14 protein-coding genes are annotated in these 15,612 nt (G+C 42.6%); 6 read left to right on the forward strand and 8 right to left on the reverse strand.

Going from position 1 to position 15,612, the window contains the following annotated elements:
- Nucleotides 1-21: 21 nt before the first annotated feature.
- A complete protein-coding gene (locus GXP67_RS33720; protein WP_162447191.1) occupies nucleotides 22-531 on the reverse strand; it encodes a hypothetical protein in 510 nt (169 codons plus the stop codon).
- 155 nt (nucleotides 532-686) lie between these two features.
- A complete protein-coding gene (locus GXP67_RS33725; RefSeq protein ID WP_162447192.1) occupies nucleotides 687-1,583 on the reverse strand; it encodes an aldo/keto reductase in 897 nt (298 codons plus the stop codon).
- A 92-nt stretch (nucleotides 1,584-1,675) separates the two neighbouring features.
- On the opposite strand from GXP67_RS33725, the gene GXP67_RS33730 reads away from it, so the two are divergent.
- The 3 genes from GXP67_RS33730 to GXP67_RS33740 all read left to right on the forward strand — a co-directional run bounded on the left by GXP67_RS33730 (nucleotide 1,676) and on the right by GXP67_RS33740 (nucleotide 4,651).
- Entirely contained in the window at nucleotides 1,676-3,037 is a 1,362-nt protein-coding gene (locus GXP67_RS33730) for a PQQ-dependent sugar dehydrogenase (RefSeq protein WP_162447193.1), read from the forward strand.
- Between the two features lie 197 nt (nucleotides 3,038-3,234).
- The gene (locus tag GXP67_RS33735; RefSeq protein WP_162447194.1) at nucleotides 3,235-4,107 is read left to right on the forward strand and encodes an aldose 1-epimerase family protein; all 873 of its coding nucleotides are present in this window, start codon (nucleotides 3,235-3,237) and stop codon (nucleotides 4,105-4,107) included.
- A 124-nt stretch (nucleotides 4,108-4,231) separates the two neighbouring features.
- The gene (locus GXP67_RS33740) at nucleotides 4,232-4,651 is read left to right on the forward strand and encodes a response regulator (RefSeq protein ID WP_162447195.1); all 420 of its coding nucleotides are present in this window, start codon (nucleotides 4,232-4,234) and stop codon (nucleotides 4,649-4,651) included.
- A gap of 96 nt (nucleotides 4,652-4,747) precedes the next feature.
- On the opposite strand, the gene GXP67_RS33745 is transcribed toward GXP67_RS33740, so the two are convergent.
- The 4 genes from GXP67_RS33745 to GXP67_RS33760 form a co-directional block, all read right to left on the reverse strand.
- Nucleotides 4,748-7,858 carry an efflux RND transporter permease subunit gene (locus tag GXP67_RS33745; RefSeq protein WP_162447196.1) on the reverse strand — a complete coding sequence of 1,037 codons (3,111 nt, stop codon included), beginning with the start codon at nucleotides 7,856-7,858 and terminating at the stop codon, nucleotides 4,748-4,750.
- A 92-nt stretch (nucleotides 7,859-7,950) separates the two neighbouring features.
- Nucleotides 7,951-8,154: a hypothetical protein gene (locus GXP67_RS33750; RefSeq protein ID WP_162447197.1), complete on the reverse strand. Its 204-nt coding sequence runs from the start codon at nucleotides 8,152-8,154 to the stop codon at nucleotides 7,951-7,953.
- Between the two features lie 59 nt (nucleotides 8,155-8,213).
- Nucleotides 8,214-8,597: a hypothetical protein gene (locus tag GXP67_RS33755; protein WP_162447198.1), complete on the reverse strand. Its 384-nt coding sequence runs from the start codon at nucleotides 8,595-8,597 to the stop codon at nucleotides 8,214-8,216.
- A gap of 3 nt (nucleotides 8,598-8,600) precedes the next feature.
- Nucleotides 8,601-9,695 carry an efflux RND transporter periplasmic adaptor subunit gene (locus GXP67_RS33760; RefSeq protein WP_162447199.1) on the reverse strand — a complete coding sequence of 365 codons (1,095 nt, stop codon included), beginning with the start codon at nucleotides 9,693-9,695 and terminating at the stop codon, nucleotides 8,601-8,603.
- A 333-nt stretch (nucleotides 9,696-10,028) separates the two neighbouring features.
- Between GXP67_RS33760 and GXP67_RS33765 the strand changes: the two genes are divergently transcribed.
- Entirely contained in the window at nucleotides 10,029-12,254 is a 2,226-nt protein-coding gene (locus tag GXP67_RS33765; RefSeq protein WP_162447200.1) for an alpha-galactosidase, read from the forward strand.
- A gap of 35 nt (nucleotides 12,255-12,289) precedes the next feature.
- Nucleotides 12,290-12,679, forward strand: a complete 390-nt coding sequence (locus GXP67_RS33770) for a hypothetical protein (protein WP_162447201.1) — start codon at nucleotides 12,290-12,292, stop codon at nucleotides 12,677-12,679.
- Nucleotides 12,680-12,788: 109 nt separating this feature from the next.
- Here the strand turns inward: GXP67_RS33770 and GXP67_RS33775 are convergent, their stop codons facing one another.
- Together GXP67_RS33775 and GXP67_RS33780 are read right to left on the reverse strand one after the other, a co-directional pair.
- The gene (locus GXP67_RS33775; protein ID WP_232064747.1) at nucleotides 12,789-13,913 is read right to left on the reverse strand and encodes a hypothetical protein; all 1,125 of its coding nucleotides are present in this window, start codon (nucleotides 13,911-13,913) and stop codon (nucleotides 12,789-12,791) included.
- 110 nt (nucleotides 13,914-14,023) lie between these two features.
- Nucleotides 14,024-14,485, reverse strand: a complete 462-nt coding sequence (locus tag GXP67_RS33780; protein WP_162447202.1) for a DUF4268 domain-containing protein — start codon at nucleotides 14,483-14,485, stop codon at nucleotides 14,024-14,026.
- 331 nt (nucleotides 14,486-14,816) lie between these two features.
- Between GXP67_RS33780 and GXP67_RS33785 the strand changes: the two genes are divergently transcribed.
- A complete protein-coding gene (locus GXP67_RS33785) occupies nucleotides 14,817-15,524 on the forward strand; it encodes a YebC/PmpR family DNA-binding transcriptional regulator (RefSeq protein WP_162447203.1) in 708 nt (235 codons plus the stop codon).
- Nucleotides 15,525-15,612 lie beyond the last annotated feature (88 nt).

A 15,612-nucleotide genomic window follows, 5' to 3' on the forward strand; every position in this document is an offset into this window, starting at 1 on the left:
ATTTTTCATCAAATTCCATCACTATTTTTTTTCACGATAATTTCTGAGTGCAATTTCCATCGACCAGGCATATGTTTCTACTGTCAAAGGTTTAGCCCACATCAAATAGTCAAACTGGCCCAGGTAAATCCACTCCCATGCAAAGAAGTTAGCATTCATAACCGATTTTATTTTTTTTCGTATGGCTATTGTTTCCTCTTCACTTACTCCATTTTTAGCTAAAGGATTTAAAGTATCCGCTTTTTCTGCAAGGTCAAATTCTGTATCGAGAAAAGGTTGATTAATATGCTCCCAAATATCAAATCTCTCTACTATGTTAATATTATTCTTCAGGCCAAAATGTTCTAATTGTGCTTTGCCATCATAAGCTACAAAAATTACTTCTTTGTCATCTAAAACGAAAGAGGGTGGAAAGGTATTTAAATTGATTTCTGTAATCTTTTCTTTACTTATCTTCTTGTCTGTATGTACCTGGCTCACTGTAAAATAATATCCTTGTGGAAAAAGGATGGTATCTTCCAATATTTCCACTTTCAGCTCTCTTTGCATATTGGATTTTTAACTTAACACTCCCTGTGATATAATCCCAATACAATACTATTAAAGTAATAAACTTAAAAAATAGGAGCCAGCCAAAAACAGACTGTACAACCGTCTGCATGAATTTCATTCACCCAACGGTAGATTTACCTATGTTCCACATATTGATTTGCTGGAACAGAATCACACAATTTCTGCAATTGAGAGGAAGAAAGAACTGGTGATTCTGGAACCAATAAAGCGGATTCCAGTTGTGCTGGTGTTCGGATACCTACGACAGCTGATGCTACCGCCGGATGCTGCAATACATAACGTACAGCAACAGAAGCCCTTTTCGTTTTGCTTTTGGCTACTTTTGCTACCGCCTCCGCCACTGCCTGTACCTGTTCGGCTGAATAATTTAAATAGGCTTCGGCAGGTTTGTCAACTAACAAGCCTCTGGCTACACTTCCCCTCACCAGAACGCCAATATTGTGGTGATGCAGCAAATCCAGACATTCTTCTTCCGGCCGCCGGTCCAGTAAACTGTACTGCATCATTACACTCACGATGTTAGAACGTTTCACATATTCCCGGATCACATTCGGACGGATGGAAGAAATGCCATAATAACGGATTTTTCCCTGCTGCTGCAAAATTTCAAAAGCTTCGATGGTTTCGTCAATAGGGTCGTTGAGGGTGCCGCCGTGTAACTGGTATAGATCAATATAGTCTGTTTGCAAGCGTTTCAGGCTTTCATCTGCCGCTTTGAGAATATAGGATTTGGTTGGGTTCCAGTCCCAGCCGCTTCCATCGGAGCGCCACTGGTTTCCCACTTTGGTTGCCAGTATTACCTTTTGCCGCCTGTCTTTAAAAGCGTTTCCTACTTTTTCTTCGTTGACTCCTTTTTCATAGAGATCGGCTGTATCAAAAAAATTAATCCCCTGATCCAGCGCCTGGTGTAAAAGCTGTATATCCTGGCTCTCGTCGCCACTCAGCGACATACATCCAAAGCTGATTTCGCTTACTTGTAAACCCGAATTTCTTAACTGATGGTATTTCATGAGATTGATAATAAATATGAGGTAAAAATATGACTTTATATAGAAAATGCCGTATAAGCAGGGTGTTACCAATAGAATAAATAATACCAGTTATGCGAAAACTATCCTTATACTGTACAGCATTTTCTCTGGCAGCCTTATTAGCTGCCTGCAATCCAGGCGAAACAAGCAATCAGAACCAGACTGCTAATGATTCATCAACAGCTGACACCACCTCTATTGCCAATGCCACTCAATCGGTTTCTTTACCCGAACCTTCAAAATCTGAGAAGAGGTTCAGCAACGTAATTGGCTGGACTGACGGCAAAACCCCTATCGCTCCGAATGGATTTATGGTAGAAAAATTTGCTGCCAATCTGCGGAATCCCCGGTGGATCTACCAGGCTCCCAATGGAGATATATTTGTGTCGGAAGCCAATACAGAACCAGATGTGAAGGAAAAAATCAAAAATGAGCTTTCCGGAAAAGATGATTCTCAGAACCTGGGAAAAAGTGCCAACCGGATTACTATTTTCAGGGACACTAACCAGGATGGAAAGCCTGACAAACAAGAAACCTTCCTAAGCGGTCTTAATAAGCCTTTCGGAATGCTGATTCTCAATAACTATTTCTATGTAGCTAATACTGATGGCTTATGGCGCTATCCGTATAAGGAGGGGCAAACGTCTATTTTAACCAAAGGAGAGAAAATTCTTGAACTGCCGGCTGGTGGCTATAATAACCACTGGACAAGGAACATTATCGCCAGTGCGGATGGCTCTAAACTATATATTTCGGTGGGTTCTGCCAGTAACGTAGCCGAACATGGTTTAAAAGAAGAAGAACGCAGAGCTGCTATTCTGGAAATCAATCCGGATGGTTCAGGCGAACGCATCTATGCCAGTGGTTTACGTAACCCGGTAGGTATGGACTGGGCTCCCGGTACAAATACCTTATGGACAGCAGTAAATGAACGGGATGAACTGGGCGACGAGCTGGTACCAGATTATATCACCAGTGTGAAATCAAGCGGTTTTTATGGGTGGCCATACGCTTATTTAGGCCAGAATGAAGACCCCCGCCGCAAAGGTGAACGGCCTGATCTGGTAAAACAAACCCTTGTTCCTGATGTTCCTCTTGCTGCGCACAGTGCATCCTTAGGACTGGCTTTTTATGACCAGAAAAAGTTTCCGGAAAAATACCGCAATGGTGCTTTTATCGCGCAGCATGGTTCCTGGAATCGTTCTGAGTTTTCGGGATATAAAGTTGTTTTCGTGGCTTTTCAGAATGGCAAACCTTCCGGCAAACCCGAAGATTTCCTGACTGGCTTTATTGCCAATGACAAAGATGTATATGGCCGTCCGGTAGGAATTACTGTATTGCAGGATGGGTCGTTGCTGGTGGCTGATGATGCGAGTAATACCCTCTGGCGGGTAAGTGCCAGCAGTAGCCAGCAGACAGAAGCTGATGATTAACAGGCTGGAATTTGAAAACCATTTTTCAAAAAATGTAGCAGTAGCCAAAAGTATCAATGGCTTAAAATCCCATCAAGTGTAAGTTTAATCAGAAATCCAGATAAATACACTAAATGAAACGGTCTTTATAAATTTCTTAACCACGTTTTAAAAAGCGTGGTTATTTTATAATATTGACCCGGTAAACCTCTCTATATATGGCCATACTTGAAAATGAATTCCTGAAAATAAATATCCGAAACAAAGGAGCAGAACTCACTTCCCTGATAGACAAAACCTCTGGCACTGAACACCTCTGGCAAGGCGACCCATCCATATGGAACTGGCATGCGCCAAACCTGTTCCCGGTGGTTGGCGGTTGCCTGAATAATCAATTACAGATCGGGGATAAAACCTATCCGATGGAAAGACATGGGTTTGCCAGGCAATCTGAGTTTCATGTGAATAAGTCTACCAATGAACAGGCCATCTTCTCACTTCCTTCGAGTCCTAAAACAAAACAGGTGTATCCCTACGATTTCGATTTTCAGATTGAATATACACTCAAAGAGAAAGAGTTGAGCATTACCTACCGGGTGATCAATACAAGCCGGGAGCGCATGTATTTTTCGGTGGGTGCCCATCCGGCATTTAATGTGCCTTTTACCTCATCCGAACAGTATACGGACTATTTTCTTGAGTTTGAACACGAAGAAAAACTGGAAAGACATTTACTTTCCGGCTCTGGTCTTTTCAACGGGAAAACTGAGCCGATTGCGCTGGAGGGCAATAAACTTCTGCTTACCAAAGACCTGTTCAAGCAGGATGCGCTCGTATTTAAAAATTTATCATCCAGCGTGATAACACTCCGGAGCAGAAACCATAACCAGTTTGTACGGGTAGCATACTCCCAGTTTCCATATATGGGCATCTGGGCAAAACCAGGGGCAGATTTTTTGTGCATCGAGCCCTGGCTAGGCTGCGCCGATTCGGAAGGTGAGCCCGTAGATATTTCCAGGAAAGAAGCCATTCAACAGGTAGAAGCTGGAAATGTATTTGAAAAAGTATTTACAATCACCATTGGTCAGTAATCATTTGTCAGTATCTTGTATTTGTTAGTCATACCCTTTACAGGATACACTGTTCCTGCGTTGCGATAGAATTCCTGTTATGAATATACTGAACTCAAACCAGATTTAAATCAGTTTAAGGAAAATGGAAAGAATCAGGCAACTGCTTATTATTGACGATGATCTGGCCAGTCGGCGACTGATGGTGGAAGCAGCAAAAGAGCTTTTCGTCCATACAAAAATTATTACCTATCCCAATGCCTTAGATGCCTTGTCATACATTACAACCTATTGTATTCCTACACTCGACAACCCTCATGTATTCTGTCCGGAACTGATCCTGCTGGATGTGAACCTGCCTGTTATTGATGGCTATGAATTTTTATCGGAACTACATTCAATAGAAGGCTTGCAGCATAACAATACATCAATATTACTGGTGAGCAGCCTGCCGTACGAGAAGGAAAAACGCAAAGTTGCCTTGTTTCCGGTGTTGGGCTATTTAGAAAAACCGGTCACACTTGAGAATTTACGTTTTGCCCTAAAAAACATTTTGCCGGAATAACAGAAGATCGTTATTAGTTATTCATTATGGGAACTGTATATGTGTACTTTCACAAAATGTGGATGAACAAAATTTTGCTAACAACCAATTGAATCCTTAAGCGACCGTTTCCAGTTGTTTTCTTTCGTATTTTTCTGCCTGATCCAGCTCCGGATAATGTTTGCGGGCTTTTGACCACATGGAATAAATAGCAGGAATCACGAATAAGGTGAGAATGAGCGAGAAAATAGTCCCTCCCACAATCACTACGCCCATTCCGATCCGGCTCTGAGCGGCCGCTCCCAATGCCATCGCAATAGGCAAGGCCCCCAGGGCAATGGCTAAACTGGTCATGAGAATGGGGCGCAACCGGGCTTCTGCGGCTTCCAGTACAGCTTCCATTTTGGGTTTACCTTGTTCCCTCAGTTGATTGGCAAATTCTACGATCAGAATGCCGTTTTTCGTTACCAGCCCGATAAGCATAATCGTACCGATCTGGCTGAAAATATTCCAGGTCTGACCGAATAACCACAGAGAAAACATAGCTCCTGCCACGGCCATCGGAACCGTGAGAATGATAATAAAGGGATCAATAAAGCTTTCAAACTGGGCAGCCAGAATCAGATAGATCAGTAATAAGGCCAGACCGAAAGCAAACAAGGTATTAGAACCACTTTCCTTAAAATCGCGTGATTCACCGGCCAGATCGGTTGAAAAGCTGTCATCCAATACTTTTTCTGCAATGCGGTCCATTGCCTCGATGCCATCCCCTATACTCATTCCGGGAGCCAGACCAGCCGAAACCGTAGCTGATAAAAAACGGTTATTGTGGTAGAGCTGTGGCGGACTGCTCAATTCACTGGTCGTTACCAGGTTGTCGAGTTGAATTAACTGGCCGGAACTGCTTCTGACGAAAATTGAAGTCAGGTCTAAAGGATCATCCCTATCGCTTTTATCGAACTGGCCAATGACCTGATACTGCCTGCCATTCATCATAAAATAGGCAAACCGCTGTCCGCTCAGGGCCAGTTGCAGCGACTGGGCCACATCAATTACCGATACACCCAGACTCTGTGCTTTATCGCGGTCTATGGAAACATTAATTTCAGGCTTATTAAATTTCAGATTTACATCCGTATTAGAAAACGTAGGATCGTTGCTGGCTTCATCCATAAACTCAGGTATTTTTTCCTGCAGTTTCTGAAAATTAGGTGCCTGAATGATGTATTGAATAGGTAATCCTCCTCTCCTGTTCACGGCAATAGTTGGCTGCTCAGTTACCAGTGTACGGGCTTCTGAGTATTTTCTGGTGAGCTGGGTTAATTTATTGGCAATTTCTTTCTGGGTGCGTTCCCGTTCATCCGGAGGCACCAGGGTCATGGTCATTCTGCCGGTATTTACAGAACCAGATCCGCCAAAACCAGGGGCTGTAATCACCAGATTTACCTTCTTTTCAGGAATTGAATCATTCACCAGCCTGGTCAGTTCCTGCATAAAACGGTCTGTATACTCATAAGAAGCTCCTTCTGGTGCGGTTACTTGTACCCGCAGGTAACTTCTGTCATCATAGGGAGCCGTTTCTTTCTGAAGAATGGTATAAAACAGTCCGATCATTCCAATACAAAGAGCGATAATCGGGAAACTGAGCCACCTGCGTTTCATAAAGCCGGTTAGGGCGCTTGCATAGCCTGAATTCAGCTTTTCAAAATAAGGCTCGGTCAGGTTGTAAAACTTAGACTTTTTCTGGTGCCCACCTTTCATCAGGTAGGCGTTCAGCATAGGTGTAAGTGTTAATGATACGAAAGCAGAAATAAGCACTGCAGACCCGATCACTACCCCAAATTCCCGGAATAACTGCCCAACAAAGCCTTCGAGAAAAATCACCGGCAGGAAAACGGCTGCCAGGGTGATAGAAATGGAAATAACAGCTAAAAAAATCTCATTGGACCCTTTAATGGCGGCCTCAATAGGAGACATCCCTTCTTCTACTTTCTTAAAGATATTTTCTGTTACTACAATCCCATCATCTACAACCAGGCCGGTTGCCAGTACAATAGCCAGTAAAGTGAGCACATTCACCGAAAAGCCAAACAAGTACATGATAAAGAAAGTGGCGATCAGGGAAACCGGAATATCTATTAAAGGACGGAAGGCTATCCCCCAGTCGCGGAAGAACAGGAAGATGATCAGAATCACAAGAATCAGGGCAATTAAAATGGTTTCTGCTACTTCGGTTACAGATTTTCTGATGAACTGCGTATTATCTACAGAAACCGCCAGTTTCAAATCGTCCGGTACTTCCTTTTGTAATTGCTCCAGGCGCTGATAAAATGTATTGGAAACATCCAGGTAATTGGTGCCGGGCTGAGGCACAATGGCAAGCCCGACCAGAGGTTTGCCGGATTCGCTCATTTTCGTTTCCAGGTTCTCTGGCCCCAGAACTGCATTTCCCACATCACTAAATCGTACCGTCCGGTCGCCATCTGTTTTGATAATCAGGTTATTGAATTGTTCCTGCGTAGATAGGTTACCCAGGGTACGTACACTTAATTCCGTATTTTTACCAGTTATTTTACCAGATGGCAGTTCCACATTTTCCCTGTTTAATGCACTCCGGACATCTGCCACAGTAAGGCCATACGAGGCCAGTTTCATAGGATCAATCCACATCCGCATGGCATACCGCTTCTGGCCATAGATAAACACGCTACTAACCCCAGGAATGGTTTGAATGCGCTGGGCAATCACATTTTCGGCATAATCACTTAATTCCAGTGCATTGCGGGTATTACTGCTTACTGTGAGAATGATGATAGGTTCTGAATCGGCATCTTGTTTGGAAACAACCGGCGGCGCATCCAGATCCTGAGGCAGGCTCCTGGCGGCCTGGGAAACCTTATCCCGTACATCATTGGCCGCTTCCTCCAGGTTTTTATCCAGGTTAAATTCAATGGTAATATTGCTGGAACCCTGGTTACTGGCAGAGGTGATATTGCGGATACCATCAATCGAGTTAATGGCTTTTTCGAGCGGCTCCGTGATCTGGGATTCGATAATATCGGAGTTAGCGCCGGAATAACTGGTTCGCACCGAAATAGTTGCCGGATCTATGGAAGGAAATTCCCGGATTCCCAGGAAGGTATATCCAATAATACCAAACAGAATCAGCAGTAAGTTGATCACTATGGTAAATACCGGGCGTTTGATACTGGTGGTTGGTAAGCTCATTTTAGGTATTATTTATCACTATTAAATTGATTTCAGAGATTGATATCACTTAACGTACAAGTTCTTCAGTTAATATTTCCTGTTGTGAATACTTACGCCGTCTTACTTTTCTTTTGCATGCCCAAAAGAGGGCAAAGCGAGAGCTTTGAGCCAGCTTGTGTGTCAGTAACAAAAGAAAAAGGCAAAATGAAAAACGCTTCCTCCCACATCCAACGCTCACCCCACTTTTCATTTATCCTCTCGCTCATGGAATTTTTGTTATTTTTTTGATTTTCTGTTTTCAATACCTCTTTCAAAACATACTTTTACGCTCATTGCTGTAACAGATCAAGCTGGCATTGGCAACAAAAGCTTTTTAATCTTCAAATTTTATTTTTCTCCTACTTTTACCAGGATTATCAATTAAATAGGTTAATTTCTCAATGGCCACTGATGTACACGCTAAATCAGATATATACTCATATTTGAGCATGATAGAGTCATTCTTTATTTGAATATTCCCTTGAAAATCTCCACACGCATTTACCTCTGCATATGTAGAAACATAGATTATATCCTCTATATATCTAATTTGAAGTTTACCTAGTTTTAATTCTAATCTGTCATATCTTTTATCATCCGATTCAACTCTAAAATCTGCTTTGAAACCCAAAAGATCTTTATGAACAGGTTTTGAATTATTATTCCTATTGCATGAACCAAAGCATATTATTACAAGAAAAACATAAATAATTTTCATTTATTAATTACTTCCAGTTTTGGGAATCACCACTTTTACTGGCATCTGTGGTTTCAATGACATCACTCCTGTGGTTAAAACTGTATCACCTGCTTTCAATCCGGAGGTGATCAGAATATCCTGTTCGCGGCGGGTGGAAGTTTCTACTTTTACTTCTTTGGCTTTTCCGTTTTCAGCCACAAAGACTTTTTTCCCGTTTTGAACCGGTACCACCGCTTCTGTCGGAATCAGGATGGCATCATCCAGGATGGTGAGCGGCAATTCTATGTTGGCAAATGCCCCAGGCCGTAATTCGCCTTCCGGATTTTCGGCCCAGGCTCTGAGCTGAAGCGTACGGGTAAGAGCATCAATACTGGGTTCTATGGCATAAACGGTAGCGGTATATTTTTTAGTGGAACCGGAAATGGTAAAGGTCACTTTTGTATTCACTTTTACCTGGGTGGCGTATTTTTCAGGCACCGAAAATGTAATTTTCAAGGGATTGGTATTCACCAGTTTGGCTACCACGGTTTGAGGGGAGAGGTATTCCCCAACAGAAATAGAGCGCAAGCCAATGGTTCCGGTAAAAGGAGCCCTAACAGTGGTTTTGGCCAGCTGCGCACTTATTAATTGTTTTTGTGCCCGCAATGATTTCAGGTCGGCCAGGGCAATATCGTATTCCTGCTGGCTTATGGCTCCTTTGTCCAATAACTGCACCGCACGCTGCTCATTTTCAGAAGCCAGCTTTTCTCTGGTTCCAATTTCTGATAACTGGGCATTTAATTCAGTATTATCAATTTGTAAGAGCGCCTGCCCTTGTTTAACAATGCTTCCTTCTTTAAAATACAATGCTGTTATGATGCCTGATACCTGGCTGCGTAAAAAAACCTGTTCATTGGCATCAATAGTCCCTGATATAAGCAAGGCATTGGCAAAGCGCTCTGATTTCACCACCACACCATTTACCCGCATGGCTGCCCCTCCTCCGCCAGCGCCACCTCTCCCACCACCTGCACCTCCTGGTGTGTTTGCCTGGCTTTTGTTCTTAACAATCCGATATCCTACCAATGAACTTAGTCCGATAAGGAGTATGGCATACACAAAATATTTAAGTTTCATACCAGTAAAAAGTAGTTTTTTGATGTGTTACCAGCATACCCGGTAACTGAACTGACCGTTGTTGTTTAGTTGTATAGTATGTTTTACGGAATTAATATAACAAAGTGCAGAGGATTTTGTCTTCATCTGCAACACTTATTTATAAATAAACCTGCTAAATGCAACACATTCTTTAATAAGTATACTTTTTCTTGGAAATACGTCTTAGCGTAGCTTGCCCGGGATAGATACATTTATAATTTTTCACAGGAAAATAAAAACAAATGCAAACAATCTTGTAATTTCCTGCCCTTGTTTACAACACGTGGTACCGCCTTAAACTGTGAATGAATTATGACTTTGAGAGATAAACAATTGCCTGCATTCTTTAGAAAATTTACCTTCCCGGTTGCTTTTATTTTTTATCTCATAAGCGGTCAGGTAGTTGCCCAGCCTGCCACCGTAATTCCTATTGAATCACAGCAAAACGCACTGGCCATTGGCATAGATGCGGAAAAACGGGCTGGCGTTATCTATTTTGGCGCTAAACTCAATAATGCATCCGAGTACCAGCATGCACCAGCTATGTACCGCCAGGGTGATGATTATTCAGGTATTTTGCATTCAGCCTATACCCCTAGCGGCTCCAGAAATCTGGTGGAACCTGCCATCTGGGTGACTCATGCGGATGGCAATACTTCCCTGGATCTACAATATGTAAGTCATCAGGTTCAAAAAACGGACAACAATGTATCTACGACCAGCATTCTCTTACGCGATCCAGTGTACGGACTGGAAGTAACGCTGTATTATAAAGTGTATGCCCAGGAAAATGTGATCGAACAATGGTCGGTGATTAAAAATAATGAGAAAGGAAATGTTACGCTTCACAAGTATGCGTCAGCGAATCTCTATTTAAAAGCCAGTGAATACTATTTAAAACACTACCATGGTGACTGGGCCAAAGAAATGAAAACAGAGGAAATCCGCCTGACTCCCGGCATAAAAGTACTGGATACCAAATTAGGCACACGGGCCAATTTATACCAGCCGCCTACCTTTATGGTATCACTCGACAAAGCTGCTTCCGAAACCGAAGGGCGGGTACTGTATGGCTCTGTAGAATGGTCGGGAAATTTCAGGATTGACCTGGAAGTAGACCCACTCAACAATCTGCGGGTGATTGCCGGAATCAATCCACATGCTTCTACCTATACTTTGGCAAAAGGACAGGAATTTACTACGCCGATGTTTGTATATACTTACTCAGAACATGGCAAAGGAGAAGCCAGCCGGAATATGCACCGCTGGGCAAGAAAGTATAAAATCATGCAGGGCAATGGCTCCCGCCTGACACTTCTCAATAACTGGGAAGCTACCTATTTCGATTTTAACGAAACAAAACTGGCCGAACTCATCAAAGACACTAAAAAACTTGGGGTTGATATGTTCCTGCTGGACGATGGCTGGTTTGCCAACAAGTACCCCCGCAACAGCGACAATGCCGGATTAGGAGACTGGCAGGAAAATGTGAAGAAACTGCCGCATGGCATTGGCTACCTGGTAAAAGAAGCACAAAACAACCAGGTAAAGTTCGGCATCTGGGTGGAGCCGGAAATGGTAAACCCGAAAAGTGAATTGTATGAGAAACACCCCGACTGGATCATCCGCCAGCCTGGACGATCCGAACATTTGTACCGCAACCAGCTGGTATTAGACCTGAGCAATCCGAAAGTACAGGATTTCGTGTTTGGCGTACTGGATAATATTCTGACAAAAAATCCGGGCGTAGCCTTTTTTAAATGGGATTGTAATGCGGTGATCTATAATGCCTATTCTTCCTACCTGAAAGACAAACAATCGCATTTGTATGTAGAGTATGTTCGGGGATTATATAAGGTATTACAACGCTTCAGGGCAAAATACCCAGAACTGCCCATGATGTTATGCTCCGGTGGCGGTGGCCGGGTGGATTATGGAGCCTTGCAGTATTTTACTGAATTCTGGCTCAGCGATAATACCGATCCGCTGGAACGCATTTTTATCCAGTGGGAATACTCGTATTTTTTCCCGGCCATTTCTCATGATAATCACGTAACTGACTGGGGCAAACAACCCATTAAATTCCGCACCGATGTAGCCATGATGGGCAAACTGGGTTTTGATATTGTCGTTAGCGAGCTCAAAGCCGAAGACCTGAAATTCTGCCAGGATGCGGTGAGCACCTATAAATCAATCAGCGATGTAGTCTGGCATGGCGATTTGTATAGGCTGGCTAATCCTCGTGAGAATGATTTTGCTTCGCTGATGTATGTGAATGAAGCTAAAAACCGGGCGGTCATGTTTAATTACCTGGTTTCTAACCGCTATGGGGCAGGAAGTGGCTCTCCGGTTAAATTAGGCGGACTGGAACCTGCTAAAAAATACCAGGTAAAAGAAATTAATCTGTATCCTGGTACCAAAACCGATATCACCGGAGAAACTTCCTATTCCGGCAACTACCTGATGACTGTTGGATATAACCCTATGGTGAATGCCCGCAGAGCCAGTGTCATTCTGGAGATCACGGAGGCGAAATAGTAGTGAGTATTAAGTGGTTGCTTGTAATCTGATAAATGTTTAAACCATCATTAATTTTTGTTCTGTTTTCACTCATTATTGGATGCCGATCTCAAACGATAGAGGATTATCGTAAAGATTTACAATCTGATGATGTTGATAAAATTTGCAATGCATGTTATTATATAGGGGAAGCCAAAGATAAAGAATCAGTTGTTTCGCTTCTTAAAGATATTTATGACGAAAGAACCTCACATCATGCCAGATATAAGGGAATGAGCGTATATTATTGTAAAGCTGGAGCTTTGAAAAAAATAACAGGATTGAATATCAATATACAACAGCATCAGCCACCAGATAGTGTTATAATCAGCAAATTTATTAATTGGGCAATTGAGCAGAAGTTGATTGATTCTGTAGAGCGTATAAAACTATCTAATCTGTAGGTGAATGGTCAGTCAGCGTTTAATTAGTTTGAACTCAATGGCTAAATATCTTTGCTCAAGATAGGAACATGCAGTGAAAGTTAATTTATGATGACATACTGATTATTAACTACTTCACTCCTAACTCTTTCAGCTCTGCTTCAATACGCTGGTTCCATAAATCCTGGGAAATCCGATCAAGGCCGTGGTTGGTTTCCCCATCGTATTGTTCCTGTAGGCGGTTCATTTCCCGGAAAGATTCTATGTATTTCCAATGAATTTCGCTGTTGTGGTCCTCCACGGTAAGGCTATCCGGATGCAATTTTTGCTTGAACCGTTCGGCCACAATTTTTACAATGTCAAAATGTCTTTGTTCGTGATTCAGGCCATAGGGTTCTCTGGCCGTTTCCCTTACCCAGGAAGAGTTTTTAAGTACAAATACTTTCAGTTTAATATTGACATGTACTATGCCATTCACCACCTGGCTACTGCCTTCATAAGCAAAACTGGGAAACACGGAAGCCGCAAAACGGCTGCCTCTGGGCTTATCCCGGAAATCCTCCCAGATCAGCGGACGATTGGTCGCATAGAAAACCGTATCCTGGTCGGGATTACGCACATAATCGGTAAAGGATACCGTAAGACTTTTAGCCAGACTCACACTGCCTGCTGACTGCTGGTTCATCCAGTTGTTAAAAAAAGTAAGCGAACTCCGCATCGATTGCCAGAGCGCTTGCTCTACGGCTATTATCTGATTAGGTGCGCGGTTATAACTGGCTCCGCCCCCAATATAATCTACCAGATGTACCGTATCTTCATCCCGTTTCCAGGCAAAACTCATACTCACTACCACCTGTCCATCAATCCTGTTTCTGGGAGCCAGTTTTTCAGTGATGAGACATTCCCTCAGCCGCACATACACTGGGCGGAGCCTGGTATTTCTGGGCAAACTTTTCAGCATAAACTCACGAATCGCCTGCGAACTTCCCCCTTGCAGATCAACCGGATAGGTACTAAGTGGCTGTTCCGGATTAGTGGATGAAGACAATAAATATCCCACGGTTCTACGGTTCACGCGTTCATCTATGATGCTTGCAATGTAGAATTCTTTGGGAGTGATGGGTAAAGGCTCAATACGTAAACCGATGGATGATACAGGCTCCTGTCTGGATTGACCGGAAACAGTAAAACAACAGGCTACTATAAGAAACCCTGTCAGTAAGAAGCTATTATATTTAAATGTGGTTTGTATCAAGACAGCAAATTCCTCCCTAATATGATTTCACGTATGTAACATTTCTGTGCTATCCAGGGTTTCGCAGATAATGAATTATTCAAGGCTGGTTATAATACAGGTCTCATATTTTATTTCAGCGATTCAAAACTATACTTGGCATCCGACCAGAATTCATCCAGGGCAATGATTCTAGGTTTGAAAAAGGTAATAAGTTCCGGCCAGTCATCCTGATTGAATACATTCACCGGCTTAATTTCTGTATAAATCCGGCTGATCACTTTACCATTATCATCTGTGGTATGCAAGCGCCATTCCCATTCTTCGCCCAGGTAACTGTGCAGTATGGTTTTTAAACTCATAAATTGTTCAAAAAACAACTCCTGAATTTCAGTGTCCAGGTGAGTGATTTCAATGCCAATAGAAGCAGTCGTATTATCGGCCTGCATGCGGAAATACACATGTTTTACGCCAGTCTGATAGTTTACCCAGTTCACTTTTAGTCCTTCCGCTGAGGGATGAGGCGCAATATACTGCCCGAATGCGGTCCAGAATGCCTGCCTGAGTTTCGATGCCTGTTCTTTGGTATACATGAGTAAATGGTTGGTATTGGAAGTTGGAAGTTGGAAGATAGAAGTTAGAAGTTAGAAGTTAGAAGTTAGAAGTTAGAAGTTAGAGATAAGAAGTTACAGGTTATTCATTTAATTGATTTATAACCGAAACTGAGAAGTTAAATTCTCAGCTACAATTGTCAATAGTAAATCACCCTATTTTTTTCCAATTTCTACCCTCTATTTTCCAACTTCTATCTTCCAATATTTATCTTTGTTTTCTGCATTTTGCTAATTTTCGAAAAATCGCATAAGAAAGTTTCCGCAACAAAAAATAACGGCAGAATTTTAACATATACACAACATACTGAACATGGGAAGAGCATTTGAATTCAGAAGGGCCAGAAAAGAAAAAAGATGGGACTGGATGGCCAAAACATTTACCAAAATCGGAAAAGAAATTTCTATCGCCGTCAAACAAGGGGGTGGCGACCCTGAAACCAATCCCCGGCTGCGCACCCTCATCCAGAATGCCAAAACCAATAATATGCCCAAAGACCGGGTAGATGCGGCCATCAAGCGGGCTTCTTCCAAAGATGAAAAAGATTATGAAGAAGTGGTATACGAAGGTTATGGTCCGTATGGGGTGGCCATTCTGGTGGAAACCGCTACTGATAATCCTACCCGCACGGTTGCCAATATCCGCATGTATTTTACCAGAGGCGATGGCACATTGGGCAAAACGGGTTCCCTGGATTTTATTTTTACCCGGAAAGGCGTTTTCCGTTTTGATGCAGCTGGGGTAGACAAAGATGAATTAGAACTGGAAGGTATTGATTTTGGCCTCGATGAAATTGAGGAAGAGGAAGGAGAACTGGTCGTGTATACACCTTATCAGGAATTTGCCAGAATGCAGAAGTTTCTGGAAGAAAAAGGCATTACCATTAAAAGCGCCCAGTTACAACGCATTCCCAATACCTCTGTTTCGCTCACCCAGGAACAGGAAGATGAAATTATGGAACTGATCGAAAAGTTCGAGCAGGATGATGATGTAACAGCTGTTTTCCACAATGTAGGGTAATACATGGAACCTGGACTTCTGGTCTGGAACCGCGATCCTCATGATTCAGGGATTTACAGGATTTTATCTTTGAAATCCCTTTAATCTT

The organism is Rhodocytophaga rosea (assembly GCF_010119975.1).
Taxonomy (GTDB): Bacteria; Bacteroidota; Bacteroidia; order Cytophagales; family 172606-1; genus Rhodocytophaga; species Rhodocytophaga rosea.

Excerpts from the sequence above, each read along its gene's own strand:
- GXP67_RS33725 (WP_162447192.1), bottom strand. The coding sequence starts at position 1,583 with ATGAAATACCATCAGTTAAGAAATTCGGGTTTACAAGTAAGCGAAATC.
- GXP67_RS33730 (WP_162447193.1), top strand. The coding sequence starts at position 1,676 with ATGCGAAAACTATCCTTATACTGTACAGCATTTTCTCTGGCAGCCTTA.
- GXP67_RS33735 (WP_162447194.1), top strand. The coding sequence starts at position 3,235 with ATGGCCATACTTGAAAATGAATTCCTGAAAATAAATATCCGAAACAAA.
- GXP67_RS33740 (WP_162447195.1), top strand. The coding sequence starts at position 4,232 with ATGGAAAGAATCAGGCAACTGCTTATTATTGACGATGATCTGGCCAGT.
- GXP67_RS33745 (WP_162447196.1), bottom strand. The coding sequence starts at position 7,858 with ATGAGCTTACCAACCACCAGTATCAAACGCCCGGTATTTACCATAGTG.
- GXP67_RS33755 (WP_162447198.1), bottom strand. The coding sequence starts at position 8,597 with ATGAAAATTATTTATGTTTTTCTTGTAATAATATGCTTTGGTTCATGC.
- GXP67_RS33760 (WP_162447199.1), bottom strand. The coding sequence starts at position 9,695 with ATGAAACTTAAATATTTTGTGTATGCCATACTCCTTATCGGACTAAGT.
- GXP67_RS33765 (WP_162447200.1), top strand. The coding sequence starts at position 10,029 with ATGACTTTGAGAGATAAACAATTGCCTGCATTCTTTAGAAAATTTACC.
- GXP67_RS33770 (WP_162447201.1), top strand. The coding sequence starts at position 12,290 with ATGTTTAAACCATCATTAATTTTTGTTCTGTTTTCACTCATTATTGGA.
- GXP67_RS33780 (WP_162447202.1), bottom strand. The coding sequence starts at position 14,485 with ATGTATACCAAAGAACAGGCATCGAAACTCAGGCAGGCATTCTGGACC.
- GXP67_RS33785 (WP_162447203.1), top strand. The coding sequence starts at position 14,817 with ATGGGAAGAGCATTTGAATTCAGAAGGGCCAGAAAAGAAAAAAGATGG.